At 70.9% G+C, this 26,686-nt stretch carries 24 protein-coding genes; 16 read left to right on the top strand and 8 right to left on the bottom strand.

The annotated features are described in order from the left end of the window. The first annotated feature begins 7 nt into the window (after positions 1 to 7). On the top strand, positions 8 to 1,381 hold the full coding sequence (locus tag G528_RS0106975) for an NAD-dependent succinate-semialdehyde dehydrogenase (protein ID WP_026918352.1): 1,374 nt from the start codon (positions 8 to 10) through the stop codon (positions 1,379 to 1,381). A 57-nt stretch (positions 1,382 to 1,438) separates the two neighbouring features. On the opposite strand, the gene G528_RS0106970 is transcribed toward G528_RS0106975, so the two are convergent. Together G528_RS0106970 and G528_RS0106965 are read right to left on the bottom strand one after the other, a co-directional pair. Continuing rightward, on the bottom strand, positions 1,439 to 2,359 hold the full coding sequence (locus G528_RS0106970) for a hypothetical protein (protein ID WP_026918351.1): 921 nt from the start codon (positions 2,357 to 2,359) through the stop codon (positions 1,439 to 1,441). Positions 2,360 to 2,380: 21 nt separating this feature from the next. Then, positions 2,381 to 2,944 carry an HhH-GPD-type base excision DNA repair protein gene (locus tag G528_RS0106965; RefSeq protein ID WP_026918350.1) on the bottom strand — a complete coding sequence of 188 codons (564 nt, stop codon included), beginning with the start codon at positions 2,942 to 2,944 and terminating at the stop codon, positions 2,381 to 2,383. A gap of 34 nt (positions 2,945 to 2,978) precedes the next feature. Here G528_RS0106965 and G528_RS0106960 point away from each other — a divergent pair, with 34 nt between their 5' ends. Continuing rightward, a complete protein-coding gene (locus G528_RS0106960) occupies positions 2,979 to 3,488 on the top strand; it encodes a hypothetical protein (RefSeq protein ID WP_245569708.1) in 510 nt (169 codons plus the stop codon). Then, the gene (locus tag G528_RS0106955; protein ID WP_026918348.1) at positions 3,485 to 4,903 is read left to right on the top strand and encodes a sugar porter family MFS transporter; all 1,419 of its coding nucleotides are present in this window, start codon (positions 3,485 to 3,487) and stop codon (positions 4,901 to 4,903) included. The genes G528_RS0106960 and G528_RS0106955 overlap by 4 nt, the downstream gene beginning before the upstream one ends. Positions 4,904 to 4,964: 61 nt before the next feature. Here the strand turns inward: G528_RS0106955 and G528_RS0106950 are convergent, their stop codons facing one another. From G528_RS0106950 to G528_RS0106940, 3 genes are all read right to left on the bottom strand, one after another. After that, positions 4,965 to 6,119, bottom strand: a complete 1,155-nt coding sequence (locus tag G528_RS0106950) for an alpha/beta hydrolase family protein (protein ID WP_026918347.1) — start codon at positions 6,117 to 6,119, stop codon at positions 4,965 to 4,967. A gap of 71 nt (positions 6,120 to 6,190) precedes the next feature. Beyond that, positions 6,191 to 7,264, bottom strand: a complete 1,074-nt coding sequence (locus tag G528_RS0106945; protein WP_156890375.1) for a hypothetical protein — start codon at positions 7,262 to 7,264, stop codon at positions 6,191 to 6,193. A gap of 263 nt (positions 7,265 to 7,527) precedes the next feature. Next, entirely contained in the window at positions 7,528 to 8,418 is an 891-nt protein-coding gene (locus G528_RS0106940; protein WP_026918345.1) for an Rv1157c family protein, read from the bottom strand. A gap of 302 nt (positions 8,419 to 8,720) precedes the next feature. On the opposite strand from G528_RS0106940, the gene G528_RS0106935 reads away from it, so the two are divergent. From G528_RS0106935 to G528_RS0106920, 4 genes are read left to right on the top strand one after another with little or no spacing between them, the layout of a single operon-like run. Next, entirely contained in the window at positions 8,721 to 9,773 is a 1,053-nt protein-coding gene (locus G528_RS0106935; protein WP_026918344.1) for a thiamine ABC transporter substrate-binding protein, read from the top strand. A 40-nt stretch (positions 9,774 to 9,813) separates the two neighbouring features. Next, positions 9,814 to 11,454 (top strand): ABC transporter permease, encoded by a 1,641-nt coding sequence (locus G528_RS0106930; RefSeq protein ID WP_026918343.1) that lies wholly within the window; start codon positions 9,814 to 9,816, stop codon positions 11,452 to 11,454. Then, positions 11,448 to 12,584: an ABC transporter ATP-binding protein gene (locus tag G528_RS0106925; RefSeq protein WP_026918342.1), complete on the top strand. Its 1,137-nt coding sequence runs from the start codon at positions 11,448 to 11,450 to the stop codon at positions 12,582 to 12,584. The genes G528_RS0106930 and G528_RS0106925 overlap by 7 nt, the downstream gene beginning before the upstream one ends. Beyond that, the gene (locus G528_RS0106920) at positions 12,581 to 13,006 is read left to right on the top strand and encodes a (deoxy)nucleoside triphosphate pyrophosphohydrolase (RefSeq protein WP_026918341.1); all 426 of its coding nucleotides are present in this window, start codon (positions 12,581 to 12,583) and stop codon (positions 13,004 to 13,006) included. The genes G528_RS0106925 and G528_RS0106920 overlap by 4 nt, the downstream gene beginning before the upstream one ends. Here G528_RS0106920 and G528_RS18615 read toward each other — a convergent pair. Then, positions 12,984 to 13,160 (bottom strand): hypothetical protein, encoded by a 177-nt coding sequence (locus G528_RS18615; protein ID WP_169515231.1) that lies wholly within the window; start codon positions 13,158 to 13,160, stop codon positions 12,984 to 12,986. The two genes, G528_RS0106920 and G528_RS18615, sit on opposite strands and share 23 nt — an antisense overlap. A gap of 192 nt (positions 13,161 to 13,352) precedes the next feature. Between G528_RS18615 and typA the strand changes: the two genes are divergently transcribed. From typA to dapC, 7 genes are all read left to right on the top strand, one after another. Further along, the gene (gene typA, locus G528_RS0106910; RefSeq protein ID WP_026918340.1) at positions 13,353 to 15,260 is read left to right on the top strand and encodes a translational GTPase TypA; all 1,908 of its coding nucleotides are present in this window, start codon (positions 13,353 to 13,355) and stop codon (positions 15,258 to 15,260) included. 205 nt (positions 15,261 to 15,465) lie between these two features. Then, the gene (locus G528_RS0106905; RefSeq protein ID WP_026918339.1) at positions 15,466 to 17,352 is read left to right on the top strand and encodes an ABC transporter family substrate-binding protein; all 1,887 of its coding nucleotides are present in this window, start codon (positions 15,466 to 15,468) and stop codon (positions 17,350 to 17,352) included. Between the two features lie 56 nt (positions 17,353 to 17,408). Beyond that, positions 17,409 to 18,314, top strand: a complete 906-nt coding sequence (mshB, locus tag G528_RS0106900; RefSeq protein WP_026918338.1) for an N-acetyl-1-D-myo-inositol-2-amino-2-deoxy-alpha-D-glucopyranoside deacetylase — start codon at positions 17,409 to 17,411, stop codon at positions 18,312 to 18,314. Further along, entirely contained in the window at positions 18,311 to 18,670 is a 360-nt protein-coding gene (locus tag G528_RS0106895) for a hypothetical protein (RefSeq protein WP_026918337.1), read from the top strand. Before mshB ends, G528_RS0106895 begins: the two co-directional genes overlap by 4 nt. A 51-nt stretch (positions 18,671 to 18,721) precedes the next feature. Further along, a complete protein-coding gene (locus G528_RS0106890) occupies positions 18,722 to 21,298 on the top strand; it encodes a bifunctional FO biosynthesis protein CofGH (protein ID WP_156890374.1) in 2,577 nt (858 codons plus the stop codon). Between the two features lie 201 nt (positions 21,299 to 21,499). Beyond that, positions 21,500 to 21,826: a ferredoxin gene (gene fdxA / locus G528_RS0106885; protein ID WP_026918335.1), complete on the top strand. Its 327-nt coding sequence runs from the start codon at positions 21,500 to 21,502 to the stop codon at positions 21,824 to 21,826. Between the two features lie 7 nt (positions 21,827 to 21,833). Beyond that, positions 21,834 to 22,952, top strand: a complete 1,119-nt coding sequence (dapC, locus tag G528_RS0106880) for a succinyldiaminopimelate transaminase (protein ID WP_026918334.1) — start codon at positions 21,834 to 21,836, stop codon at positions 22,950 to 22,952. 57 nt (positions 22,953 to 23,009) lie between these two features. Here dapC and dapD read toward each other — a convergent pair whose 3' ends face one another. Next, on the bottom strand, positions 23,010 to 23,975 hold the full coding sequence (gene dapD, locus G528_RS0106875; RefSeq protein WP_026918333.1) for a 2,3,4,5-tetrahydropyridine-2,6-dicarboxylate N-succinyltransferase: 966 nt from the start codon (positions 23,973 to 23,975) through the stop codon (positions 23,010 to 23,012). An 84-nt stretch (positions 23,976 to 24,059) separates the two neighbouring features. Between dapD and dapE the strand changes: the two genes are divergently transcribed. Beyond that, a complete protein-coding gene (gene dapE, locus G528_RS0106870; protein ID WP_026918332.1) occupies positions 24,060 to 25,163 on the top strand; it encodes a succinyl-diaminopimelate desuccinylase in 1,104 nt (367 codons plus the stop codon). Between the two features lie 112 nt (positions 25,164 to 25,275). On the opposite strand, the gene G528_RS0106865 is transcribed toward dapE, so the two are convergent. Further along, positions 25,276 to 25,974, bottom strand: a complete 699-nt coding sequence (locus G528_RS0106865) for a TetR/AcrR family transcriptional regulator (RefSeq protein ID WP_026918331.1) — start codon at positions 25,972 to 25,974, stop codon at positions 25,276 to 25,278. Between the two features lie 160 nt (positions 25,975 to 26,134). Here G528_RS0106865 and G528_RS16680 point away from each other — a divergent pair, with 160 nt between their 5' ends. Then, positions 26,135 to 26,602 (top strand): nitroreductase/quinone reductase family protein, encoded by a 468-nt coding sequence (locus G528_RS16680; protein ID WP_035719253.1) that lies wholly within the window; start codon positions 26,135 to 26,137, stop codon positions 26,600 to 26,602. Positions 26,603 to 26,686 lie beyond the last annotated feature (84 nt).

The following is a 26,686-nucleotide window of genomic DNA, read 5'->3' as shown; positions in this document are numbered from 1 at the left end:
CGTCGCCATGACCGTCTATGTGACCGCGAACCCCACCACCGGTGAGGTCGAACGCGAATTCGCGACCATCGCCGACGAGCAGATCGACCCCGTTCTCGGGCGCGCCCACACCGGGTACCTCGCGTGGCGCGAGACGCCCGTGGACCGGCGGGCGCAGGTCTTGCGCGCCACGGCGGCGGCCTACCGCGAGCGTGCGGACGAACTGGCCGCCGTCATCACCCGCGAGATGGGAAAGCCGACCCGCCAGGCGCTGGGGGAGCTGGCCCTCACCGCGATGATCTACGACTGGTACGCCGACAACGGTCCAGCGCTGCTCGAAACCCAGGAACTCGACCCGCAGGGCGCCGCCGAATCGATCGTCACCCGCTCTCCGATCGGCACGATCCTCGGGATCATGCCGTGGAACTTCCCCTACTACCAGGTGGCTCGATTCGTCGCGCCGAACCTAATGCTCGGCAACTCGATCGTCCTCAAGCACGCGCCGATCTGCGCGGCCTCCTCGGAGATCATGGAGCAGATCGCCCACGACGCCGGCGTCCCGGCCGATGCATACATCAACATCTTCGCGAGCAACGACCAGATCGCGACGATGATCGCCGACCGCCGGATCCAGGGGGTCTCCCTGACCGGGAGCAGCCGCGCGGGCGCCGCGGTGGCCCAGGTAGCCGCGGCCAACCTGAAGAAGTCGGTCCTCGAGCTCGGCGGCTCGGATCCCTTCATCGTCCTCGACGCCGCCGACGTCGGGTCCCTCGCGGCGAGTGCCGCCGCCATGCGGACCATGAACTGCGGACAGGCATGCAATGCGCCGAAGCGGTTCATCGTCCACGAGGATCTGTACGACGACTTCGTCACGAAGCTCACCGACGCCGTCGCGAACCTGACCGTCGGTGATCCGGCCGACCCCGACACCAAGGTGGGGCCCCTGTCGTCGGTGACGGCGCGCGACGGCGTCGTGGCCCAGATCGAGGCGGCCGTCGCCGCGGGCGCCACCGTCCACGTGGGAGGACGCCGCATCGAGGGGCCGGGGGCGTTCGTGGAGCCGACCGTTCTCACCGGGATCACCCCCGACATGGACGCGTACCGCGAGGAGATCTTCGGTCCCGTCGCCGTCGTGTACCCGTTCTCGACCGAGGAGGAGGCCGTCGCGCTGGCCAACGACGTCGACTACGGTCTGTCCGGATCGGTGTGGAGCAGCGACGTCGAGCGTGCGCAGCGGGTGGCCGACCGGCTCGACGTCGGCATGGCGATGATCAACGAGCACGGCACATCGCTGCCCGGTCTGCCGTTCGGCGGCGTCAAACAGTCCGGCTACGGGCGCGAGCTGGGACAGTGGGGTCTCGGCGAGTTCGCCAACGTGCGGCTGCGTCGCACAGCGAAATAGACGTGCGGCTGCGTCGCACAGCGAAATAGACGTGCGGGGAGTCGGGTCCCGGTCCGGTCAGTCCCGGCCGGGGTAGCGCGACCCGGTGACGTCGTCGGAGTCGGCGGCGAGCTGCGGCCGCAGGGGGATCTGCTGGCCGCCACCGGTCCGCGTGAAGCGTTTGGGCAGCCGGTCGGCCAGTCCGCCGATCGGCGCGACCGAGGCGTTGAGCAGTTCGACGACCTCGTTGAGGTGGTCGACCGTCTCCTGCATGGCCGCCAGGTTGGGCGGCAGGGACGCGAGGGTCTCGGACAATTCGGTGAACTTGTCGAGCGGGCCGCCCGGCGCGATCAGCTTCTCCAGGGCGCCGTCGGTGCCGAGGAGCTGATCGAGCAGACCCTCGTCACTCGCCGCACGGTCGAGGACGCCGTCGGGCTGCGAGAGCTTGTCGAGGACCCCGTCGGGCGCGGTGAGCTTGTCGACGATGCCGCCCTCGGAGGTGAGGCGCTCCAGGATGCCCTCGTTGGACGTGAACTGGTCGACGACGCCGCCCTCGCGGGTCAGACGGTCCAGCGGCCCGTCCTTGGCGGCCAGCCGCATGAGGATGCCCTTCTCATCGGTCATCTGATCGAGCAGTCCACCGCGCTCGGTGAGCTTCTCGAGCAGTCCGTCCGGCGCCGTCAGCCGGTCGATCACCCCGCCGGGCTGGATGAGTCGGTCGAGCGGACCGCCGTTCGCCAGGATCCGTCCGAACGGCCGATCGGGGCTCAGCAGGTCGGCCACCTGGCTGAGGATCGCCAGCGGCGCGCGGACCGTCGCGATCTCGCTGTCCTCGTGGATCCCGACCATCGAGTTGACCTCGGACTCCACGCTCTCGGCGGTGAGCCGGGCGACGTTGAGCACGGACTCCATCGTGGAGAGCGCGATGCCTGCGGTCGCGAAGCCGATCCGCAGCGGCAGCTTGACCGCGGTGCGGACCTCGATCATGGGATCGTTCATGAGTGCCGAGTGTAGCGGTCGTCATCCACGGGCAGCGGCCTTCGCGGCCTTCTTGAACTCTCGGACGCGCTGCAGCGAGTCCGGATCGGTGACGTCGGCGACCGATCGGTAGCCCTTCCGGCCGTAGTCGCCGACCACGGTGGTCCAGCCGCGAGGCTTCACGTCGAGCTGTTTGGCCAGCAGTGCCACGAAGATCTCGGCCTTCTGCCGCCCGAACCCCGGCAGGGCGTGCACCCGGGCGAACAACTCCCGACCGGTCGTCGCCGTCGTCCACAGCGCGGCGGTGTCGGCGTCGTACTCGTCGACGATCACCCGAGCCAGCGCCTGGATGCGTCCGGCCATCGACCGCCCGTACCGGTGGACCGCGGGCGGGGTGGCGCACAGATCGGCGAACGCCTCGGGGTCGGCGTCGGCGATCGCGACCGGATCGAGGGACCCGAAGCGCTCCTTGATCCGGGCGGGTCCGGCGAACGCGCGCTCCATCGGGAACTGTTGGTCGAGAAGCATCCCAGTGATGAGGGCGAAGGGATCGGTAGAGAGGAGGTCGTCGGCCACCGGATCCTGAGCAATCTGGAGTTTCACCATGGGTTCGATGCTATCGGCTGGCAGACTCGGCAGCATGGGTACCAAGACGTGGTGGGTGAAGGCGGGAACCCTGGTCGCGGGGGTTCTGACGGCGGCGAGCGGCGCGGCGGCGGTGACGGCACCGACCGCTTCGGCGGCCCCGCCGTCGGGCGAACGTTACGTGGGGACGCTGCGGTGCGACAGTCCCAACCCGTGGCCGATGGGCAGGCTGCGGATCCCGGTGGACGTGTTCACCGACATCGCGCACCCGTCCGACGGGCTGCCCGGGCCGGCGATCGCTCTCAAAGCGTCGAACTCCGTGCACAGCATCATGATGAGCCCCGAGTTCACCACGCTGACGACGGTCCGTTGGCGGAACCGCGACACCGGGCGACGCGGCGTCGTCCGCGTGCCGAGCCGCTCGACGCGGATCGACTGGGAGGCCGTGATCCACCCGGGCCGCGGCCACGTGACCTTCACCGTCACCCAGAAGATCGGTGCGATGGCATTCGTTCCGATGGTGAATCCGCAGTACTCGACCTGCCGCGGTTCGGCACGGGCATGACCGAGGCGACCGGAGGGCGGGACGTCCCGCTCATCCGGGTGCTCGGCGTCTCCGGGGCCGCCGCGGTCGGCGGCTTCCTGTTCGGTTTCGACAGTTCCGTCGTCAACGGCGCGGTCGACGCGATCCGCGACGACTTCGCGCTCAGCGACCTGGTGACCGGATTCGCGGTGGCCATCGCCCTCCTCGGCTGCGCCGCGGGCGCCTGGTTCGCCGGGCGCCTGGCCGACGTCTGGGGCCGCACCCGCGTGATGCTGCTCGGGTCGGCTCTCTTCATCGTCTCCTCGCTGGGCGCGGGCCTCACGCAGACGGTCTACGACCTGATGGTCTGGCGCGTGCTGGGCGGACTCGGCATCGGCATCGCGTCGGTGATCGCACCGGCGTACATCGCGGAGGTGGCGCCCGCCCGGTTTCGCGGGGCACTGGGGTCGATGCAGCAGCTGGCGATCACCCTGGGCATCTTCGCGGCGCTGCTCTCGGACGCCGTTCTCGCCGATCGGGCCGGTGCGGCGGCGTCGACCCTGTGGATCGGCCTCGAAGCCTGGCGGTGGATGTTCCTCGTCGGAGTCATCCCGGCCGTGGTGTACGGCGTACTGGCCCTGTCGATCCCGGAGTCGCCGCGCTATCTGGTGGCGCGCGGCGACGACCGGGAGGCGCGACGCGTGCTGGCCGGGGTCACCGGCGAGACGGATCCGGATGCGCGGGTGGAGGAGATCCGGCTGACCGTGCGCCGCGAGGCGCGGTCGTCACTGAGCGACATCGCCGGCCCCAGCCTGGGGCTGCAGCCCCTCGTATGGATCGGGATCTGGCTCGCGGTGTTCCAACAGTTCGTCGGGATCAACGCGATCTTCTACTACTCGACCACACTGTGGCAGTCGGTGGGCTTCTCCGAGTCGGCGTCGTTCACCACCTCGGTGATCACCGCCGTCATCAACGTGCTGATGACCTTCGTCGCGATCGGTTTCGTCGACAAGGTGGGCCGTCGGACGCTGCTCCTGTGGGGATCGATCGGCATGTTCGTCGGCCTCGTCATGGCGGCCGTCGCCTTCACCCAGGTGTACGAGGCGATCGACGCCGACGGCGAGACCGTCTCCCGACTGCCGAGCGGATGGGGTGTGCTCGCCCTCGTCGGCGCCAACCTGTTCGTCGTGTTCTTCGCCGCCAGCTGGGGGCCGGTGATGTGGGTGATGCTCGGTGAGATGTTCCCCAACCGCTACCGGGGGATCGCGCTCGGCGTGTGCACGGCCGTCAACTGGATCTCCAATTTCATCATCTCCCTGCTGTTCCCGGCGGTGTCGGGAGCCGTGGGGCCGGCCCCGGTCTACGTGTTCTTCGCCGTGTGCGCGGCGGCGTCGTTCGCGTACGTGCGAGCGCGCGTCCCCGAGACGACGGGCCGCGAACTGGAGGAGATGGGCTGACACCCGGAAGGCCGCCGGCCCAGCGGGTCGGGATCGGCGGGTCGGGGATCAGCGGTCGGGATCAGAACAAGGTGTCGAGGAACTTCTCGACGGCCGCGCGCTCCTGCTTCTGCGCCGCCGCCGAGTCGGGCGTCAGATAGGTGCTCATCGTCGCCTTGGCGTCGGTGACCTGCGCCTCGGTGATGTACTGCAGGGTCGTCGGAACCACCACGGTGTCGTCGGTGAGACGCTGGCTGAGCAGGATCGGACGGTTGAATCCGCGAGTCGGGATCGCCAGCGAGGTGCGCAGCGACGCCGCCAGGCTGCGCTGCGAGGACAGCGGACGCGTCACCAGACCGGCGAGCGTGGTGCCGCCGATCTCCTTGATCAACGCCTCGGAGCACAGTGTCCGGGCCTTGTCGACCAACGCCGCGCCGCGGCGCGACAGGATCGGCTCGAGCGCCTCGCGGTCCTGTGAGGCGAGGGTGTAGAGGACATCGGCCATCACCGGGTCGGGGACCGACGGGGAGGACGGACTCAACCCGGTCACCACGTCGTCGTAACCGGCCGGCACGCTCATCGCGGCGGCGCCACGGAAGTCGAGGGAACCGGTCTGCCACGACACGGCCTTGCGGGCCAGTTCGACGGCTGCGGCGGCGCCCTGCGACTGGCCGAGCACCGCCCAGCGGTCCGACAGGGCGGGTCCGATGTCGGAGCTCGCGCGCACCGCATCGACGATGTTGTGCGCGGTGGCGCCGACATCGGAGTACTGCGGGGCGCCGGGCGCGCCGACCGCGGCGTAGTCGGGGGAGATCACGGCGTAGCCGCGATTGAGCAGCCGCGTGATCGTGCCGCGGTCGGCCCGCCCCCGCTGCTGCGACGGTGCGCAGTCGGCGTTCCAGCCGTCTGAGCCGTGCGCCCACACGACCACCGGCCACCCGGTGCGGGGTGCGGTGCCGCGCGGCTCGAGGAGGACGGCCGTCGACAGGTGCATCCGCTCGTCGGCGCCCTGCGACCAGTAGCTGAACTGCTGTCCCTCGGACGCGGCGGGCAGCAGGGACGGTCCCGTGAGCGGACGGTTGGCGTAGACCGATCCCGCGGTCTGGCCGCCGCGCTGCGTCGGCTCCTGAGCGGGATCGGCCACGGCCACGGCGGCGGTGACGCCACCGGCGGCGACCACCGTGACGGCAGCGGCGCTGGCGAGATGGCGGACGAACCGCCGACGTGGGGTGATCATGGGCGTCCTTCGAGGAGTGGGGTCGACGAGCGGTGCGGTTTCACAGGCGGTGGGGCGGGTGACCGGGGCGGTCAGTTCTCGACGGCGCCGAGTGCGGGGAGGAAGAAGCAGGTGCGCCCCGCCTTGGTCGTGGTGCCGAAGACCGCCGAGAGGACGGTGCCCTCACCGGTCTTGACCTTCGCGAGCCGGATGCCGTGGAACTGGTCCGTGGCGGTCAGCAGCGCCTTGATCGGTTCGGCGCCCGACACCTCGGAGAGGGGTTTGAGATCCTCGATCCCGCCGGCGAGCGTCGAGGTGTTGAACCAGGCGACGCGGAAGGCGTCGGAGTCGGGATCATTGGGCGGGACCAGCGCGTATGCGGTCTGATCGTCCTCGATCGCCCGCAGCAGGTTCGGTGACGAACCCGGGATCAGTGCGCCGATCACATCGATCAGGTCGGTGCCGCCGGCCTTTGCCGTCGGCCAGGGGCCCGGAACGGCGACGGCGGGTGCCACGGCCAGGCCGAGCGGATTGTCGGCGGACGGATCGACGCACAGCGGGGCGAGCGCCGGACTGAGCAGTTGGGAGCCGGTGGCCTTCTGCAGGACCGAGAGGACATCGCCGGCGGCGGCCGGAGCCTTCCCGCGCAGCGGCGCCGAGACATCGGTGGCGCCGAGGGCGTCGGGTGCAGTGCCGTCGGGTGCCGGTGTGTCGCCCGGTTCCTCGGGAGTCTGAGTGTCAGGAGTCTGGGGGTCGGGAGTCTGGGTGTCGGGAGTTTCGGGGTCGGGCGCGGTGATTCCGAGGCGGTCGAGTGTGGCGCCGTCGAGGCCGAGACCGTCGAGCAGCGTCGAGTCGCCGAGGTAGCTGGTCGGGTCGAGCTGTCCGTCGGACGAGAGGATCGCCGTCAGGGCTTCGATGGCGGATTCGGCGCCGCCGCTGCGCTTGAGGGTGCGGACGAACTCGGCCAGTTCGGCGTCGCCGGGGATCTGGGTGATGCTGGTGGCGTCGGGTCCGGCGTCCGGGGCCGCGGGGCCGGCGTCCGGCGCGGCGGGTTCGGCGTGGGCGATCGCGGGGGCGGTGAGGACCGCGCTGGTGGCGACGGCGACGGCGAGGGCGCCGACGCGGATCGATCGGGATGCGGTTGATCGCGTGATGGCAGTGAGCACGGGGTCCCTCCGGCGGTCGAGAGCAGGGGCTGAAAACGTCGGACGTCCGGTCGTGGACGCAGCCACACCACTGCTGTGACTGATGTGACGGATGTTTCTCATGTTAATAATGGGAACTCTGACCCCCGATACTCAAGGAGCGAGGCCGACTCGTTACCTCGTCGCGACCGGCCCGTGTTCCGCGTGTGGGAGGGGGTCCACACGCAGACGAGCCCCGGAGGTGTCCTCCGGGGCTCGTCGACGGCGTCGCCGGTGCGCGGTGCTCAGATGATCGCGGTGCCCACCGTCGGTGCGATGGTGCACGAGACCGTGCGGCCCTTGCTCTTGGTGGTGACGGTGCCGTAGATCGTCGAGACGATGCGGCCGCGGCCGGTGTTCGCGATGGCCGTGAACGTCCCGGGGCCCTTGGTGGCGTTGATCTTGGGGTTCGGCTTGAGCGCCGTCTGGCCCGTGCGCCCGTTGTCGATGTTGAGCCACGACACCCAGAGCTTCTGCCCGCTGTTCTTGGCGGCACCGGTGCCCAGGCTCGTGTAGACGTACCCGGCCTGTCCGCGCTTGGGTCCGGGGGCGGGGGCCTTCTGCGGTCCGGCGGTCGCCAGGGCCATGCCGACCGAGTTCCCGCCGCCGGCCATGCAGCCGAAGCCGAGGGTCGGGTACAGGAACTGCTGGATCCGCGGCTTGCCGGGGCCGCTCGGGATCGACGGTCCGTCCTTCTTCTTCGCCGCATCGCGCTTGCCCGGATCGGTGCGGGCGGCCAGGGCCGCGTCGTCGGCGGCGTGCGTCCGCGCGGCGCGCTCGGCGCCGGGTTCGCCGATGAAGTCGAGCAGCGAGTTCCAGACCTTCTCGGCCTCGGCGGGGACGGCCGGGTTGTCCGCGAGTGCGCGCACCTGCTTGATGAGGTCGTCGTTCACCTTGCCGTCGTCATCGCGGGTGGCGACCGAGCCGATCAGGGCCGGGGTCAGTGCGCCGAGGGATTCGAGCACCCGGGGTTCCACCTCGGGGGCGTCCTCGGCATCGGGGATCGGCAGGTCCTGCGACTGGTCGCCGCTGTCCGCCGGCGCGGCGTGCGCCGTCGCCGGAGAGATGAAGGCTGGAGCCAGGAGCGCGGCCGCGGCTACGGCGGCTGCGGCACGACGGGAGCGAGCGAGTCGCACGGGGACATCCTTCGGTCGTCGGACAGGGGTGATGGAGCGAGTGTAACCATACCGAGATGAAACTACTGAGGCCTGTGTGGCAATTGTTACTTAAGTGATGGGCGCGACCGGTGAGATCGGCATTCTCAGGTTCCGATGCCCCACTGCGGGATTCGCGGCGGCCTCGACATGCATCGATCCGGTCCGCCTGGGTAGATTCAGCACCCAGAACGTCCGGCGCCGAATCGACTGCGGCCGAATCGACTGCGGCCGACTCGACTGCGGGGCCGGCGCGCAGATGTCCCGACGAGTGGAGTTTGAGAATGCGTTTCTCCGAGACGAGCGCACCCCGACGTGCGCTGACCGCGGTGACCGCCGCCGCCGTCCTGGCCGCCGGCCTCGCCGCCTGCGCGCCGTCGAGCGAGGACTCCCGGCCGGAGGTGACGCTGCTGACCCACGAGTCCTTCGACCTCCCGGACGCCGTGATCGACTCCTTCGAGTCGACGACGGGGATGACCCTGAACGTCGTGAAGGCCGGAGACGGCGGGTCGCTCTCGGCGCAGGTCTCGCTGACCCCCGGATCGCCCAAGGGCGACGCCGTCTTCGGCATCGACAACACCTTCGCAGCCCGGCCGATCGAAGCCGGAGCACTCGAACCCTATGTGTCGCCGGCCGCCGCCGACGGCGCGCAGGAGTACGCGGTCAAGGACAAGGGGGAGGTCAGCGACCTGCTGACGGCCGTCGACCGCGGCGACGTCTGCCTCAACATCGACGACGCCTGGTACGACCGACACGAGCTGCCGGCGCCCACCTCGATCGATGACCTCGCCGACCCCCGTTACCGCGATCAGGCCGTGCTGCTCGACCCGTCGACGTCGTCACCCGGCATGGGCTTCCTCTTGGCGACCATCGGCCGGTACGGGGAACGGGCCGAGCCGTTCTGGCACCAGATCATCGACAACGGCGCCAAGGTCGTCGGCGGCTGGCAGGTGGCCTACAACCAGGAGTTCAGCGCGGGAGCCGGTCACGGCGACCGGCCGATCGCGGTGTCGTACGCGTCGAGCCCGGCGGCGACGCCGGGAACCTCCGCACTGTTGGACTCGTGTTTCGCCCAGATCGAATACATCGGCGTGCTCCGAGGCGCCGCGAACACCGAGGGCGCCAAGAAGCTCGTCGACTTCATGCTGAGCCCCGAGGTGCAGTCGGCACTGCCGACCTCCATGTACGTCTACCCGGTCCAGAAGGACATCCGGCTGCCCGCCGCATGGCAGCACCGCGCCCCGACGCCCGGCTGGACCGTCCGGATGGCGCCCGACTACATCGACGCCAACCGCGAGAAGTGGCTCGACGAGTGGCGCACCGCGATGAAGCGCTGACGTGACGGCGCAGTCGCACGACGTCCGCGTGTCCTGGGCGATGCGCGCCGCCGCCCTCGTCCCCGCGATCTTCGTCGCCGTGCTGTTCGTCTGGCCGGTCGCCGCCCTGGTGAAACGCTCCCTCGAGCCGGGGACCCCCGGGGTCCGCGGCGGCGCGTCGGTCGGCGAACTGCTCCGCCGGACCGACGCCTGGCAGCTGCTCGGCGTCACCGTGGCCCAGGCCGCGGCATCGGCGGCGCTCACCGTCGTCGTCGCCGCGCCGATCGTGTGGCTCGTCGCGACGGTCGACCTGCCGGGAACCGGGGTGTTGCGCGTGCTGGTGACGCTGCCGTTCGTCCTGCCGACGGTGGTCGTGGGTGTGGCCTTCCACGCGCTGCTCACCGGGCCGTTGGCCGGTCTCGGCATCGACGACGGCTGGCCGGCGATCCTGCTGGCCCACGTATTCCTCAACGTGGCGGTCGTGGTCCGGGTGGTGAGTGCGGCGTGGGAGCGCGTGGACCCGCGGACCCTCGAGGCCGCGCGAAGCCTGGGCGCGGGCCGGTTCCGAGCGTTCCGCGACGTCGTCCTGCCGCGGATCCTGCCGGCGACGGCAGCGGCGGCCGCGCTCGTGTTCATGTTCTGCTCCACCAGCTTCGGGGTGGTTCTGATCCTCGGGGCCTCCCGGGCCCGCACCCTGGAGACGGAGATCTACTACCAGGGGTTCGGTTCGTTCCGGATCCCCGAGGTGGTGGTCCTCTCCGCCCTCCAGATCGTGGTCGTGGTGTGCGCCCTCGTCCTCGCTCGCGCGGTGAGCCGGGGAGCCGGCGTGTCCGGGGCGGGGTCGACGCCGCTGCGGGCCGACGGCGCGCACCGGCGTCGACCGGCGGGCCGCATCCGGATCGTGGTCGCGGTGGTCATCGCCTGGACGGTCCTGTGGCTGCTGGTGCCGCTGCTGTCGCTCGGCGTGCGCTCGGTTCGGCCCGACGGAGGGGGATGGACGACGGCGGGCTACCGGTCGCTCGCCACCCCGTCCGGCGGGATGTCGGCCCTCGACTCGCTCGTCTACTCGGTGACCAGCGCTCTCGCCGCGATGGTCGTGGCACTGGTGATCGGTCTGCTGCTGGCGCTGTCGGTGACCCGCGGCGGCGGCCGCACGGCGCGGGTGGCGGCGGTGTTCGCGGCACTGCCCCTCGGAGTCAGTGCGGTGACCCTCGGATTCGGCTATCTGCTGGTGGTCAGCGCTCTGCCCGCGGAGGTCACCGGGTCGCCCCTGGTGATTCCCGCCGTGCAGGCGCTGATCGCGATTCCGGTGGTGGCCGGGGTGATGATCCCGGCGCTGGGGCAGGTCCCGCCGCGGCTGCGGGATGCGGCGGCCGCCCTCGGCGCGGGCCCGCTGCGCGTCATCGTGTCGGTGGACCTGCGGATGACGGCGCGGACTCTGTGCGCCGCGGCTGGATTCGCGTTCGTGATGGCGATCGGCGAGTTCGGTGCGACGACATTTCTCGCGCGCCCCGACACGACCACGCTGCCGGTGCTGATCGGCACGCTGATGGGCAGGCCCGGCACCGACGAACTGGCCACCGCCATGGCGGCGTCCACCGTCCTCGTCCTGGTCGGCGCGGTGGTCATCGCGGTGATCGAGCTGATCGCGGTCACCGGGACGCGGCCGCGGTCCTCGACGCGACAGGCGCCCGCATGCTGACGGTCCGGGACGTCTCTGTCCGCTACGGCCGATTCACCGCGCTCGACGGTGTCGACTGGCGCGTCGGCACCGACGAGTCGATGGTCACCGCGCTGCTGGGGCCGTCGGGTTGCGGGAAGACGACTCTGCTGCGGGCGATCGCCGGATTCGAACCGCTCGCGTCGGGCAGTGTGTCGTGGGCCGGGCACGACGTGTCGTCGACTGCCGCGCATCGCCGCGACTTCGGCGTGGTCTTTCAGGACGGACAGCTGTTCCCCGGGCGGACGGTCGCTCAGAACGTCGCGTACGGGCTGCGACGCCGGGGTGTCGGCCGCACGGTGATCGGTGCGCGGGTCGACGAGATGCTGGAGCTGGTGCAGTTGTCGGGATTCGGCGACCGGTCGGTCGCCGCGCTGTCCGGTGGGCAGGCGCAGCGGGTGGCGCTGGCCCGCGCGCTCGCACCGAGGCCGCGGCTCCTGCTGCTCGACGAACCGCTCGCGGCCCTCGACGCGCAACTGCGCGAGTCCCTCGCCGAGGCGATCGGGACGATCGTGCGTCGCAGCGGCACGCCGACGGTGCTCGTGACGCACGATCACCGGGAGGCGGCGCTGATGGCCGACACGGTGAGCGTGATGAGTGCGGGTCGCATCGTGCAGTCCGATGAGACCTCTCGACTGTGGCATCGACCGGCCGATGAGGAGACGGCGCGTTTCCTCGGCGCGCGGGCCTTCGTCGACGGGTCGGTCGCGGGTGCGACGCTGCGGACGCCGCTGGGCGATGTGCTCCGCGGAGCGCAGGGGGTCTCCGGCGGGGTGTTCGACGATCTCGTCGACGGTCCGGTCCGCGTGGCTCTGCGACCGGAGTCGATCGTCGCGTGGCCCGCCGCCGACGGCGCGTCCGCGGCGGGGCTCCCCGCCGGTGTGGGCCCCCGTGCGACCGTTGTGCATTCGGCGGCCCTGGTGTCGGGGTGGCGACTGCGCGTGCGGATCGGCGCTCAGGGGGCCGGTGCAGGAGAGTCCGGTGCAGCAGAGTTTGAGACAGGAGAGTCCGGGGCAGCAGAGTTCGATGCCGTGAGCGCCGTCGCCGTCGCCCCGGGGCACTCGGTGCGGCTCCGGCTCGATCCGGGTGCGCTCGCGGTGGTGGGGTCGTGACCGACGGCGGAACGCTCGTGGTGGCGGGCGCGGTCCTCGACGGCGGCCGTGTGCTGCTGGCGCAGCGCACCGCGCCGCCGGAGCTCGCGGGCCTGTGGGAACTGCCCGGCGGCAAGGTCGAAGCCGCCGAGAACCCCCGCGACGCGCTCCGTCGCGAACTGTGTGAGGAATTAGACGTCTGGGTGTCGGTCGGCGCTCCGCTGGCCGATGTGGTTCGGCCGCGCAGCGGCCTCACGCTGATCGCGATGCGTGCTCGCGTGGTGCGCGGCACGCCCCGGGCTCTCGAGCACCGGGAACTCCGCTGGGTGGGCGCCGAGGAGCTGATCACGATGGCGAAGCGGGGCGAGATCGTCCCGAACGATCTGCCGTGGGTGCAGGAATTGGCCGAGGAGTTGCAGGTCAGGCCGCACGAGCCTTCTTGAGGGCCTTCCTCGCCTGCTTCTCGGTCATGCCATCGCAGTCGATCTTCTTCATCCGGTGGATGACGACCGGGCACCGCAGGCAGCGCGTGCTCTTCTGGCAGCACTTCTTCTTGGGTCGCAGTCGTGCGACCTTCGCCGGTTCGGTCTTTCCCACGGGTCGACGGTACACCAGGATTGTTAGCTCAGGCTAACCACAGATCGCGTGGTGTCGGATCGCGCAGACACCGTCGTTGCCTTACTCTGGACGGGTTGATCTGGGCCGGGCGCCCCGCGCGAGTGCACGCCCGGGTCCCAGACACCGGAACGAATTGCGACCGTCAATTCCCCAGAGACGAAAGAGACCTTAGTGAGCGCTGGTACCAACTTCCGCAACGTCGCGATCGTGGCGCACGTCGACCACGGCAAGACCACCCTGGTCGACGCGATGCTGCGTCAGTCCGGCGTGTTCGGCGAGCGCGCCGAACTCGTCGACCGCGTGATGGACTCCGGCGATCTGGAACGCGAGAAGGGCATCACCATTCTCGCGAAGAACACCGCGGTGCATCGCCGTCAGCCCGACGGCACCGACTACATCATCAACGTCATCGACACCCCCGGCCACGCCGACTTCGGCGGCGAGGTCGAGCGCGCGCTGTCGATGGTCGACGGCGTGGTCCTGCTCGTCGACTCCTCCGAGGGGCCGCTCCCGCAGACCCGCTTCGTGCTGCGCAAGGCGCTGGCCGCGTCGCTGCCGGTGATCCTCGTGGTGAACAAGACCGACCGGCCCGACGCGCGGATCTCCGACATCGTCACCGAGGCGCAGGACCTGCTGCTCGACCTGGCGTCCGACCTCGACGACGAGGCCGCCGAAGCCGCCGAACTGGCACTCGACCTCCCGGTCCTGTTCGCCTCGGGTCGCGCCGGCGTCGCCAGCACGGCGATGCCGCAGAACGGGCAGGTGCCCGACGGCGACAACCTCGACCCGCTGTTCGACGTCCTCATCGACAACGTCCCGGCGCCGAAGGGCGACGTCGAAGCGCCGCTCCAGGCCCACGTCACCAACCTCGACGCATCGCCGTTCCTCGGCCGACTCGGACTGGTCCGCATCCACAACGGCCGGTTGCGCAAGGGCCAGCAGATCGCCTGGATGCGGGAGGTCGACGGCGAGCAGGTCACCGAACGCGCCAAGATCACCGAACTGCTGGTGACGCTGGGCGTCGATCGCGCACCCGCCGACGAGGCGGTCGCCGGCGACATCGTCGCCGTCGCAGGCATGTCGGAGATCATGATCGGCGACACCCTCGCCGACCCCGAGAATCCGGTCGCCCTGCCCCGCATCACGGTCGACGAGCCCGCGATCTCGGCGATCGTCGGCACCAACACCTCGCCCCTCGCCGGCCGCGTGAAGGGCCACAAGCTGACCGCCCGGATGGTCAAGGACCGCCTCGACTCCGAACTCGTCGGCAACGTGTCGCTCCGGGTGCAGGACATCGGTCGCCCCGACGCGTGGGAGGTCCAGGGGCGCGGCGAGCTGGCGCTGGCGATCCTCGTCGAGCAGATGCGGCGCGAGGGATTCGAACTGACCGTCGGCAAGCCGCAGGTGGTGACGCGTCAGGTCGACGGCAAGGTTCACGAGCCGTTCGAGCACCTGACGATCGACGTGCCCGAGGAGTACCTCGGCGCCGTCACCCAGCTGCTCGCCGCCCGCAAGGGCCGCATGGACCAGATGAACAACCACGGCAGCGGTTGGGTGCGCATGGAGTTCGAGATCCCGTCGCGCGGCCTCATCGGCTTCCGCACCGACTTCATGACCGAGACCCGCGGGACCGGCATCGCCAACGCCGTCTTCGCGCAGTACGGGCCGTGGGCCGGCGAGATCCGCGCCCGCCACACCGGCTCGCTCGTCTCCGACCGCGCCGGCAGCGTGACCCCGTTCGCGATGATCCAGCTCGCCGACCGCGGCACGTTCTTCGTCGACCCGGGCGACGACACGTACGAGGGACACGTGGTGGGGATCAACCCCCGGATGGAGGACCTCGACATCAACGTGACCCGCGAGAAGAAGCTCACCAACATGCGTCAGTCGTCGGCCGACGTCATGGAGACCCTCGCGAAGCCGATGCAGCTCGACCTCGAGAGCGCGATGGAGTTCTGCGCGGTCGACGAGTGTGTCGAGGTCACGCCGGAGGCGTGCCGGGTGCGCAAGGTGAACCTCGACGCCTCCACCCGCGCCCGCGAGCGGTCCCGCGCCAAGGCTCGCGACGCGAACTCCTGACGGCCGACGGTCGGTGAACCGACACCCGCGCGCACGGCGACCCGTGCGCGGCTGTGGATCGTCGGGGGCCGACACCGTAGGTTAGTACGGAACACTCCCGCACCGGTCCCGGAGCGGGACCGGTCCCGACGGGCGTCCCGAGCCGGTGGACACTCGCGACGTGAGCGGACGGTCGGACCGAACCGAGTGCACTGAAGGAGATCCGATGAGGACCATGCGGGCCCGCATCCGGGCGATCGTGGTCGCGGGGGTGGTCGGGGCGACGGCCACCGCGTGCATGGCGGACCCGCCGCCGCCCGTCCGGGAGACCCTCCCGACGCACACGCCCAACGAATACCCCGATGAGCGGACGGTCACCATCGCGACCGACTCCATCGGCGCGGGATTCAATCCGCATCTGGGGGCCGACCAGGGCACCGTCACCAGCGCCATCGGCACGATGACGCTGCCGAGCGCCTTCGTGCCGACGACGACGCCCGAGGGCGTGCAGTGGCGGATGAACGACGCGCTGCTCTCGTCGGCCGAGGTGTCGTCCACCGATCCGTTCGAGGTGAAGTACCACATCGTCGACGATGCGCAGTGGTCGGACGGGCTGCCGGTCACCGGTGACGACTTCCACTATCTGTGGGAGCAGATGTCCCGTCAGCCGAACGTGATCGGCCCGGCCGGCTACCGCGCGATCAGCGACGTGCGGACCTCCGGCGGCGGCAAGATCGTCACGGTGACGTTCGACGAGCAGTACCCCGACTGGCGGGAGCTGTTCACCCACCTGCTCCCGAGCCACACCCTGCGCTCGGAACCCACCGGCTTCCAGACGGGGATGGACAACGGCAAGCCGGTCACGGCCGGACCGTTCCAGATCTACTCGATCGACCGCGCCCGCGACGAGGTGCGGCTGATCCGCAACGACCGGTACTGGCGGACGCCGCCGGAGATCGATCAGGTGGTCCTCCGCAAGGCCGGGACACCGCAGCAGATGACGCAGACGATCCGCAACGGCGATTCGACGTTCGCGGCCCTGCCCATCGGGGCGGCGCCGGCGGCCGAACTCGGCGCCGTGCCGGGAGTGGTCACCTCGCGCCTGGCGACGTCCCGCGTGATGGGCGTCAACGTCAACACCAGGTCGGACACCATGAAGTCGGTTCTCGTCCGGCGCGCGATCCTCGGGATGCTCGACGGTCGGCTCATCACCGCGGCCGCCGCCGGCGACAACGTGGTGACGCCGTTCGCGAACACCGTGTATGCGCCGTCGGATCGGGACTTCACGGCCGTCGACCGTGCTCGTCCCTCCCGGGACCAGGTGTTCGAGCTGCTGGCGGCCGCCGGCTACCGCCCGGGGGAGGCGACGCCGCGTCCGGAGCCGGGCGCTCCGTCGGAGTCGAGCACTCCGCCGTCGTCCAGCACTCCGACGCCCGCCGACGTTCCCGGCGTCCCCTTCGACGTCGCGCCGATCCGTAACGGCGACGGAGATCTCGTGGTGCGCATCGGTGCCACGAACACCGACCAGCGGACCATGTCGGCCGCGGAGACGATGGTCGATCAACTGCGGTCGAACGGTGTCCGCGCCAGCGTCGTCGGCATGTCGAACACCGAGCTGTACGGTCAGGCGCTGACCGCGGGACGTGTCGACCTCGTCGTCGGATGGACGGGGGTGGGCGGCAGCCCGGCGACCCGGCTGGCCTCACAGGTGGCGTGCCAGGCGCCGCCGCGCGGAACCGAGGCCGGTGCCCACACGGTGGAACCGGGCGACGAGAAGCCGTCGGACGAGACGGTCCTGCCGACGTCCACGCCGACCACCAGCGTCTCGAAGAGACCGCAGACGCGGGTGTCGGCCGACGACAGCTACACCGGAAACATCTCGGGTCTGTGCGATCCGCGTCTGATCGAACTGGCGGACTCGGCGCTCACGAGCGACGACCCGTCCCCGTCGCTGGACGCGGCCGAGCCACTGCTCGCCGAGCAGGCCGTGTATCTCCCCGTCTACCAGGACACGATGTTCGCCGCGGTGACCGACCGGATCGACGGTGTGACGTTGACGGGACCGCCGTTGCTGACCGTGTTCGCCGGCGCGGACCGCTGGGTGCTGCGATGACGGGCAGTGGGATGACGGGCAGTGGGATGACGGGCAGTGGGATGACGGGCAGTGAGATGACCGATGGCGCCCCGCTGCGGATGCTGTTGCTGCACGCCCACCCCGATGACGAGACGATCATGACCGGCGGCACCATCGCCGCCTACCTCGACCGCGGCGTCGACGTCCGCGTCCTGACCTTCACCCTCGGTGAGGAGGGCGAGGTGATCGGCGACGAGTGGGCGCTGCTGGCGGCCGACCCGACCGCCGCACCGCACGCCGGTGCCGATCAGCTCGGCGGATTTCGCATCGGTGAGCTCCGCGCCGCACTCGCGGCGCTCGCTCCGCCGGCGCACGCCGGCCCCGCGCCGAGGTTCCTCGGCGGTGCGGGCCGCTGGCGCGACTCGGGGATGGCCGGCGCGCCGTCGGCGCAGCACCCCCGCGCCCTGGTCCGCGCCGACCGCGACGAACTGATCGCCGCCCTGGTCTCGGAGCTGATCGACTTCGCGCCCCAGGTGGTCGTCACCTACGACAGTGCGGGCACCTACGGTCACCCCGACCATAAGCGCGTCCATGAGATCGGCGAGGCGGCGATCCCGATCGCGACGGCCCGGCTCGGCCGGGAGATCAAGGTGTACGAGTCGGTCACCGCGGACCGTGAGCTGCAGGCCGGACTGGCTCGGATCGAATCGGTCCCGCAGGGGATGCGCCTGCCCGAACCGGGCGAGCTGCCGAGCGTCTCCGACGAACTCGTCACGGCGTCCGTCGACGTCGGCGACGTCGTGCACCGCAAGGTCCGCGCGCTGGCCGCGCACGCCACCCAGGTCACCGTCGCACCGTCACAGACCGAGTACGCGTTGAGCAACGGCGTGGTGCAGCCGATCGTGCCCACCGAGCACTTCATCCGGTCCGACGCCGGTGCTCGGGCGGGCGAGCGGGAGACCGATCTGTTCGCCGGAGTCGATCCCGGAGCGAGCCGATGACCGTCGGCGAACGGCTCGAACTGGCCGTCCTCACCGTCGCCGGTTTCCTCACCGGCATTCTGACCACCGCATTCGTGCTGGCGACCGTCGGTGGGGTGCCGTTTCCGATCTCCGCACTCGTCGCGGGCGTCGTCAACGTCGCGCTGCTGCGTCTCGCCGGCTCGTACACCGCGTCCGCCTGGCAGTACGGGCCGATCGTGGCGTGGACCTTCGTGACGATGCTGGCCGTCCTCCCCATCTTCGGGAACGGCACGCTCGTGCCGGACTGGCGCCTGCTGCTCCTGCTCGGATGCGGGCTGGCCGCGCCCGCGGTCTACGTCTCGACGATGCGGTTCAACGACCCCACCGGTTCCTGACGCGGCGCACCACCCGGCCGACGGCGGGCGATCGTGGTTACCATCGGAACGGTGACGACCACTTCTGGCGGCGCGACCCCGCCCCGTGACGCATCGACGCCGTCCGCGTCGGCGATGCGCCGGGCGTTGCGGCGTGCCGATGACGGCTCGGTGCTCAACGTCGACGAGGCCGCGGTTCTCCTCGCGGCCCGCGGAGACGATCTCGACCGACTGTGCGCGGCCGCCGCGCGGGTCCGCGACGCGGGACTGGAGGCCGACGGACGCGCCGGCCGCATCACCTACTCGCGCAAGGTGTTCATCCCGGTCACCCGGCTCTGCCGCGATCGCTGTCACTACTGCACGTTCGTCACCGTCCCCGGCAAGCTCGCCCGCGAGGGGCTCGGCGCGTACCTGGAGATCGACGAGATCGTCGACATCGCGCGCCGCGGCGCCGAGATGGGCTGCAAGGAGGCGTTGTTCACGCTCGGCGACCGCCCCGAGGACCGGTGGCCGGAGGCCGCCGAGTGGCTCGACGCCCGCGGATACGACTCCACCATCGACTACGTCCGCGCGGCCGCGATCCGCGTCCTCGAGGAGACCGGACTGCTCCCGCACCTCAACCCGGGCGTCATGAGCTGGGAGGAGATCAACCGGCTCAAGCCGGTCGCGCCGTCGATGGGCATGATGCTCGAGACCACGGCCCGGCGGCTGTTCACCGACAAGGGGGAGTGCCACTACGGCAGCCCCGACAAGGACCCCGAGGTGCGGCTGCGGGTGCTCACCGACGCGGGCCGCCTGTCGGTCCCGTTCACCACGGGCATCCTCGTCGGGATCGGCGAGAACCTCACCGAGCGAGCCGAGTCGATCTTCGCGATCCGCAAGGTGCACAAGGCCTTCGGCCACGTGCAGGAGGTCATCGTCCAGAACTTCCGAGCCAAGCCCGACACCGCGATGCGCGGGACTCCCGACGCGGAGATGGCCGAGTTCTTCGCTGCCGTCGCCGTCGCCCGCCTCGTGCTGGGGCCGGCGATGCGAATCCAGGCGCCGCCGAACCTGGTCTCCGCGCAGGAGTGCCGGGCACTGGTGGCGGCCGGCGTCGACGACTGGGGCGGCGTCTCACCCCTGACCCCCGACCACGTCAATCCCGAGCGACCCTGGCCCAACCTCGACACGCTCGCCGAGATCACCGCGGGCACCGGCTACACGCTCACCGAACGGATCGCCGCGCAGCCCAAATACGTGCTCGCCGGCAACCCCTGGATCGATCCGCGGATCGCCCGTCACGTGGCGGCGCTCGCCGACCCGGCGACGGGGCTGGCGGCCGACGTCACGCCCAGCGGCATCCCGTGGCAGGAGCCCGACGACGACTGGGACTCGTCGGGGCGCATCGACCTCAACGCGGCCATCGACGTCGACGGCCGCAACACCGACACCCGCAGCGACATGGCCAACGCGTTCGGCGACTGGGACACGATCCGCGAGCAGGTGCACGATCTGTCGGCGGCGTCCGGGACGAGCGCCCCCGAACGGCTGGAGGCCGATGTGGCCGCGGCCCTCCGGCACGCCGAGAGCGACCCCGCGGGGCTGTCGGACGCCGAGTACCTGGCGCTCGCGGAGGCCGACGGCCCCGGACTCGACGCCGTGGCCGCCCTCGCCGACGCGATCCGCGCCGACGTGGTGGGCGACGACGTCACCTACGTGGTCAACCGGAACATCAACTTCACCAACATCTGTTACACCGGCTGCCGCTTCTGCGCCTTCGCGCAGCGCAAGGGCGACGCCGACGCCTTCACGCTGTCGACGGCCGAAGTCGCCGACCGCGCGTGGGAGGCGCATGTCGCCGGCGCCACCGAGATCTGCATGCAGGGCGGCATCGACCCCGAACTGCCCGTCAGCGGTTACGCGGACCTGGTGCGCGCGATCATCGAGCGGATACCGGCGATGCACGTCCACGCGTTCAGCCCCATGGAGATCGTCAACGGCGCCTCCCGCGGCGGCGAGTCCATCCGCGACTGGCTCGTCGCGCTCAAGGAGGCGGGGCTGGGGTCGATCCCCGGCACCGCCGCCGAGATCCTCGACGACGAGGTCCGCTGGATCCTCACCAAGGGCAAACTGCCCACCGCATCGTGGATCGAGGTCGTCACCACGGCGCACGAGGTCGGCATCCCGTCGAGTTCGACGATGATGTACGGCCACGTCGACGCGCCGCGGCACTGGGTGGGCCACCTGAACATCCTGCGCGACATCCAGGATCGCACCGGCGGCTTCACCGAGTTCGTTCCGCTGCCCTTCGTCCACCAGTCCTCACCGCTGTACCTCGCCGGTGCGGCGCGACCCGGACCGACGCGTCGCGAGAACCGCGCCGTGCACGCGCTGGCCCGGATCATGTTGCACGGCCGGATCGACCACGTGCAGACGAGTTGGGTGAAGCTCGGCGTCGAGGGGACGCGGGTGATGCTGCGCGGCGGCGCCGACGATCTGGGCGGCACGCTCATGGAGGAGACCATCTCGCGGATGGCCGGCAGCATGCACGGCTCGGCCAAGACCGTCGCCGAACTGCACGAGATCGTGTCGGGCATCGACCGCACGCCGCGCCAGCGGACCACCGAGTACGGGACGGTGGATGCGCCGCTGCTGGCCGTCCGCTGACGCTCCCCGGGAACGGCCGGACGCGGTGACGATCGGTTTGTCGTCACCGTGAGCGAAAATCACTGCAGTTGACGGGGTTCCGGGCGGGGTGCCGATCGGAACCGGTCATCGGTAGTGGATACTCTTGATGTCGGCGCGAATCCTCTGTGTTCATCAGCCCTGGGCGCGGAGTGGCAGTCGTGCAGTGAAGGAGAACGCGTAGTGACCTACATCATCGCTGAGCCCTGTGTGGACGTCCTCGACCGCGCCTGCGTCGAGGAGTGCCCGGTGGACTGCATCTACGAGGGCGATCGCATGCTCTACATCCAGCCCGACGAATGCGTCGACTGCGGTGCCTGCGAGCCCGTCTGCCCGGTGGAGGCCATCTTCTACGAGGACGACGTCCCCGATGAATGGGAGCCCTACGTGGGGGCCAACGTCGACTTCTTCGACACGCTCGGCTCGCCGGGCGGCGCGAGCAAGGTCGGGAAGGCCTCGCACGACCCCGAGTTCATCAAGAACCTCCCCCCGATGAACGACGAGGACTGATCTTTCCGTGACCGCTTCGCCGACACGTCGCCTCCGGCCGGTCAGCGCCGGCCTCCCCGACTTCCCGTGGGACACCATCGCGGCGGCTCGGCGACGTGCCGGAGAGCATCCCGACGGGATCGTCGACCTCTCGGTGGGCACCCCCGTGGACCCGGTGGACCCGGTGATCCGCGCCGCCCTCGACGCGGCGTCGGAGTTCCCCGGCTACCCGACGACCGTCGGCACGGATGCGCTGCGCGAGGCGGCCGTCGGCGCACTGCACCGACGCTTCGGCGTCACCGGACTCGACGCGGGGTCCATCCTCCCGGTGGTCGGCACCAAGGAGGCCATCGCGGGACTGCCCTCGCAGCTCGGCGTCCCGACCGGTGATCTCGTGGTGATCCCGGAGGTCGCCTACCCGACATACGAGGTCGGGGCGCTGTTGGCGGGCGCACGGGTGCTCCGCGCGGACACCGTCGACCAGATGGGCGACACCGCACCGGCCCTGCTGTATCTCAACAGCCCGTCGAATCCGACCGGGCGCGTCCAGTCGGCAAAACAGCTCCGCACGATCGTCCAGTGGGCACGGGAACGCGGGACCGTGGTGGTCTCCGACGAGTGCTATCTCGGTCTCGTCTGGGAGGGCACGGCGCACTCGATCCTGCATCCCGACGTGTGCGGCGGCGACCACACCGGGTTGATCGCCGTGCATTCGCTGTCGAAGGTGTCCAACCTCGCGTCCTACCGGGCCGGCATGCTCGCCGGCGACCGCGCGCTGATCGCCGAACTCCTCGCCGTCCGCAAGCACGCGGGCATGATCGTGCCGTTCCCGATCCAGGGGGCGACGGTCGCGGCCCTGACCGACGACGACCACGTGAACGCCCAGCGCGAGCGGTACCGGGCTCGTCGCGGCGCACTGTCGGCGGCACTGCGGCGTGCGGGATTCCGCATCGACCACTCCGAGGCCGGTCTGTACCTGTGGGCCACATGCGACCGCGACGCCCGCGAGACGCTCGACTGGTTCGCCGACCGCGGCATCCTCGTGGCGCCCGGCGACTTCTACGGCCCCGCCGGCGCCCGGCACGTGCGGATGGCGCTGACGGGGACCGACGAACGCGTCGCGGCCGCCGTCGCCCGACTCGCCTGACCACGCACGCGGGCCCCGTCGCCGTGACGGGGCCCGCGTGCGTGTGCGGCGAGACCGTCAGTCGTTGGCGTGCAACGCGGCGTTGAGCTCGATGCCGTCGCCCTCCTTGGGCCGCACCTCCACAGCGCCGGTGGTGCTGTTGCGACGGAACAGCAGGTTCGACCGGCCCGCCAGCTCGCGGGCCTTGACCGTCGCCCCATCGGGACCGGTCACCTTGGTGCCCGCCGTCACGTACAGTCCGGCCTCGATGACGCAGTCGTCGCCCAGCGGGATCCCGCAGCCGGCGTTCGCGCCGAGCAGGCAGCGCTCACCGATCGAGATGATCTCCTTGCCGCCGCCGGAGAGCGTGCCCATCGTGGACGCGCCGCCGCCGATGTCCGAGCCGTCGCCGATGACGACGCCCGCCGAGATCCGGCCCTCCACCATGGAACTGCCGAGGGTGCCTGCGTTGAAGTTGACGAAGCCCTCGTGCATGACGGTGGTCCCGGGCGCCAGGTGCGCTCCGAGGCGCACGCGGTCGGCGTCACCGATGCGGACGCCCTTCGGCGTCACGTAGTCGACCATCCGCGGGAACTTGTCGATCGAGTGCACCGTCACCTGGCCGCGGGCGCGGAGGCGGGCGCGCGTGGCCTCGAAGCCGTCGACGGCGCACGGACCGAAGTTGGTCCACACCACGTTCTGCAGGAGCCCGAACTGACCGTCGAGGTTCGCGCCGTGCGGGGCGATCAGGCAGTGCGAGAGCAGGTGCAGGCGCAGGTACACGTCGTGCGCGTCGACGGGGGCGACCGACAGGTCGGCGATCGCCGTGCGGATCGCCGCGGTCCGGACGCCGCGTGCGTCGTCGTCGCCCACGAGGGGTCGCAGATCGGCGGGGATCTCGTCGCCGGTCAGCTCGGTGGATCCGGTGGCCCCCGGATCCGCGGTCAGTTCGGGGGAGGGGTACCACGTGTCCAGAACGACGTCCGAGTCGTCGCCCGGGGCGAGGGTGGCGATTCCGATGGCAACAGCACCTTGAGTAGTCACGCGGCCGAGTCTATCGACCGCGGCGCGAACGCCCGCGATCGCCGCCGCCGCGGTCGCCGGGGCGGTCGCCTACGCTGTGGGGTCGTGAGCACCGTGCGCCTGGACCTGACCGCCGATCCCGTCGAGTTGACCGCCGCCCTCGTCGACATCCCCAGCGTGAGCCGTGACGAGACGCTCATCGCCGACGCCGTCGAGGAGGCGCTGCGCCGCCAGGCGACCGGCTTCGAGGTGATCCGCCACGGTAACTGCGTGCTCGCCAGGACCCGGCGCGGCAAAGCGAATCGGGTCATCCTGGCCGGCCACCTCGACACCGTCCCGATCGCCGACAACGTGCCGTCGCGCCGCAGCGTCACCGATGACGAGGGGGACGTTCTGCACGGGTGCGGGACCGTCGACATGAAGTCCGGCGACGCCGTCTTCCTGCATCTGGCGGCCACGCTGCCGGACACGGCGGTCGACCTCACCCTGATCTTCTACGACTGCGAGGAGATCGCCGCGGAGTTCAACGGTCTGGGCACGATCGAACGCGACCTGCCGGAGTGGCTCGAGGGCGACGTCGCCGTGCTCGGTGAGCCGACGGCCGGACAGATCGAGGCCGGATGTCAGGGGACGCTGCGGGTGCGGTTCTCCGCGAGCGGCGTGCGCGCCCATTCGGCGCGGGCATGGATGGGCGACAACGCGATCCACAAGCTGGGTCGTCTGCTGACGACGCTCGGGGGGTACCGGCCGAGGCGGGTGACGATCGACGGCTGCGAGTACCGGGAGGGACTGTCGGCCGTCGCCGTGCACGGCGGGGTGGCGGGCAACGTCGTCCCCGACGAGGCCTGGGTGGACGTGAACTTCCGGTTCGCGCCCGATCGCAGTCCCGAGCAGGCCCTCGCGCACGTCCGCGAGGTGTTCGCCGACGACCTCGCGGACGGCACGGTGCGCGCCGAGGTGACCGACTCGGCGGCCGGTGCGCTTCCCGGACTCGCGCATCCGGCGGCCGCGAAGCTGGTGGCGGCGGCGTCGGGCCGGTTTCGCGCCAAGTACGGGTGGACCGACGTCTCCCGCTTCTCGGCGCTCGGGATCCCGGCGGTCAACCTCGGTCCCGGCGATCCGAGCCTGGCGCACCGCGCCGACGAGCGCGTCCCGGTGGAGCAGATCGCGGAGGTCACCGAGATCCTGCGCCGCTACCTCACCACCTGACCCGTCCCGCCCGCTCCCCGCCCCGCCCGTTCCCGCCCCGCCCGTTCCCGCGTCACCGGGGAACGTCCGCGGCCGTTCAACCGACCGCGGCTGTGCGCGGGTGCCGCGGGAGTCAGCCGAACAGGAGTGCGGCCGCGAGGTCCGTGATGCCCGCGTAGACGGCGTCCGGGTCGTCGGTGACGGGGCCGAGCTGCTCGAACAACTCCGAGGCGATCGATCCGAGGAGGAGATTCCAGACCGCGATCGTGCGGGCGATCGACGCCGGGTCGGCGCCGCGAGGCACAGCGGGATCGGCGGCCGCCGGAGCGAGCGCCGCCGCGGCCGCCCGCTGTGTGCTCCCACTGGTGCCGGGCACCTCGGGAACGGCGTCGACGCGCACGGCCAGCGACGCCAGCAGCGCCAGGGGGCGGGTGCCCGAGCGTCGGGTCACGTCGCCCGGTGCGTGATAGCCGGGGACGGGGGAGCCGTAGATCAACGCGTACTCGCCGGCATTGCTCCGGGCCCATGCGCGCAGGGCGGTCGCGAAGGCGACGAACGCGGTGCGCGGGGGGTCGGCCGGTGTCGTGGCCGCGTCGAGAGCGTCGGCGAGGTCGTCGTAGGCGTCGACGATGAGCAGCGTCAGCAGGTCGTCGCGGCTGCGGACGTATCGGTACAGCGCCGACGGGGCGATCCCGATGTCGCGCGCCACCGCACGCAGCGACAGCGCGGCGGCGCCGTGCTCGGCGAGGTGCCTGCGGCCGACGTCGCGCAGCGCGGCCTCGATCGCCGCGCGGTTCCTGGCCCGTGGCCCGAGGGCCTCCCGTTCGCTCATCGCCGGTCATGATCCCACGGACTCGGGCCGAACTCCACTGATTCGAGAACGGTGTTCTTGTCAATCGTCGGCGGGTGAACTACTCTCACAGATATGAGAACAGTGTTCTCGTAATGCGTGCGAAACCGTACGCGCCGGAGATCGACGAAAGGGTTCCGCGATGCCGAACGCCGCCGACGTCCACCGGGGCGGTCGCCTCCTGGCGCTGTCGAACACCCTGGTCGGCGGTGCTGCTCGACTGGGGATGGCGCCGCGCTACTGCCATGAGCTGCCGGTGGCCGGGCGGGTGAGCGGCAGGGTCACCGCGCGACCGGTCAACGTGCTCGACATGGACGGCAGGAGCTACCTCGTCGCGCCCCGCGGCGAGACGCAATGGGTGCACAACGTTCGAGTCCGCCCCGACGCCGAGCTGCGGCGGGCGCGCACGACCGAACGCGTCCGCCTCGTCGAGTGCGACGACGCCGTCAAGGCTCCGCTGCTGCGGGAGTACCTGCGTCGCTGGCGCGGACAGGTCGCGGCCTTCGTCGGCGATCTGAGCGCCGACTCCGGCGACGCCGAGCTCCGTGCGGCGGCGCCGCGCTTCCCGGTCTTCGAGGTCGTACCGGTCCTCGAGTCAGATGCCCGGTGAGGCAGGCGCCCAGGGAGTCAGGCGCCCAGTGACTCAGGGGGTAGGGGCCCGGGATCACCGCGCGCGGCGGGCGCGGTGATTGCT

The sequence above is a fragment of the Gordonia shandongensis DSM 45094 genome (assembly GCF_000423025.1).
Lineage (GTDB): Bacteria > Actinomycetota > Actinomycetes > Mycobacteriales > Mycobacteriaceae > Gordonia > Gordonia shandongensis.
This window is presented reverse-complemented; position numbering and strand designations above follow the sequence as displayed.

What these genes read in the sequence shown, in the direction of transcription:
- G528_RS0106975 (WP_026918352.1), top strand. Translation starts at nt 8, where the DNA reads ATGACCGTCTATGTGACCGCGAACCCCACCACCGGTGAGGTCGAACGC.
- mshB (WP_026918338.1), top strand. Translation starts at nt 17,409, where the DNA reads ATGACCGATGGCGCCCCGCTGCGGATGCTGTTGCTGCACGCCCACCCC.
- G528_RS0106905 (WP_026918339.1), top strand. Translation starts at nt 15,466, where the DNA reads ATGAGGACCATGCGGGCCCGCATCCGGGCGATCGTGGTCGCGGGGGTG.
- G528_RS0106895 (WP_026918337.1), top strand. Translation starts at nt 18,311, where the DNA reads ATGACCGTCGGCGAACGGCTCGAACTGGCCGTCCTCACCGTCGCCGGT.
- G528_RS0106965 (WP_026918350.1), bottom strand. Translation starts at nt 2,944, where the DNA reads ATGGTGAAACTCCAGATTGCTCAGGATCCGGTGGCCGACGACCTCCTC.
- G528_RS0106930 (WP_026918343.1), top strand. Translation starts at nt 9,814, where the DNA reads ATGCGCGCCGCCGCCCTCGTCCCCGCGATCTTCGTCGCCGTGCTGTTC.
- G528_RS0106960 (WP_245569708.1), top strand. Translation starts at nt 2,979, where the DNA reads ATGGGTACCAAGACGTGGTGGGTGAAGGCGGGAACCCTGGTCGCGGGG.
- G528_RS0106955 (WP_026918348.1), top strand. Translation starts at nt 3,485, where the DNA reads ATGACCGAGGCGACCGGAGGGCGGGACGTCCCGCTCATCCGGGTGCTC.
- G528_RS0106865 (WP_026918331.1), bottom strand. Translation starts at nt 25,974, where the DNA reads ATGAGCGAACGGGAGGCCCTCGGGCCACGGGCCAGGAACCGCGCGGCG.
- G528_RS0106950 (WP_026918347.1), bottom strand. Translation starts at nt 6,119, where the DNA reads ATGATCACCCCACGTCGGCGGTTCGTCCGCCATCTCGCCAGCGCCGCT.
- G528_RS0106935 (WP_026918344.1), top strand. Translation starts at nt 8,721, where the DNA reads ATGCGTTTCTCCGAGACGAGCGCACCCCGACGTGCGCTGACCGCGGTG.
- G528_RS0106925 (WP_026918342.1), top strand. Translation starts at nt 11,448, where the DNA reads ATGCTGACGGTCCGGGACGTCTCTGTCCGCTACGGCCGATTCACCGCG.
- G528_RS0106970 (WP_026918351.1), bottom strand. Translation starts at nt 2,359, where the DNA reads ATGAACGATCCCATGATCGAGGTCCGCACCGCGGTCAAGCTGCCGCTG.
- G528_RS16680 (WP_035719253.1), top strand. Translation starts at nt 26,135, where the DNA reads ATGCCGAACGCCGCCGACGTCCACCGGGGCGGTCGCCTCCTGGCGCTG.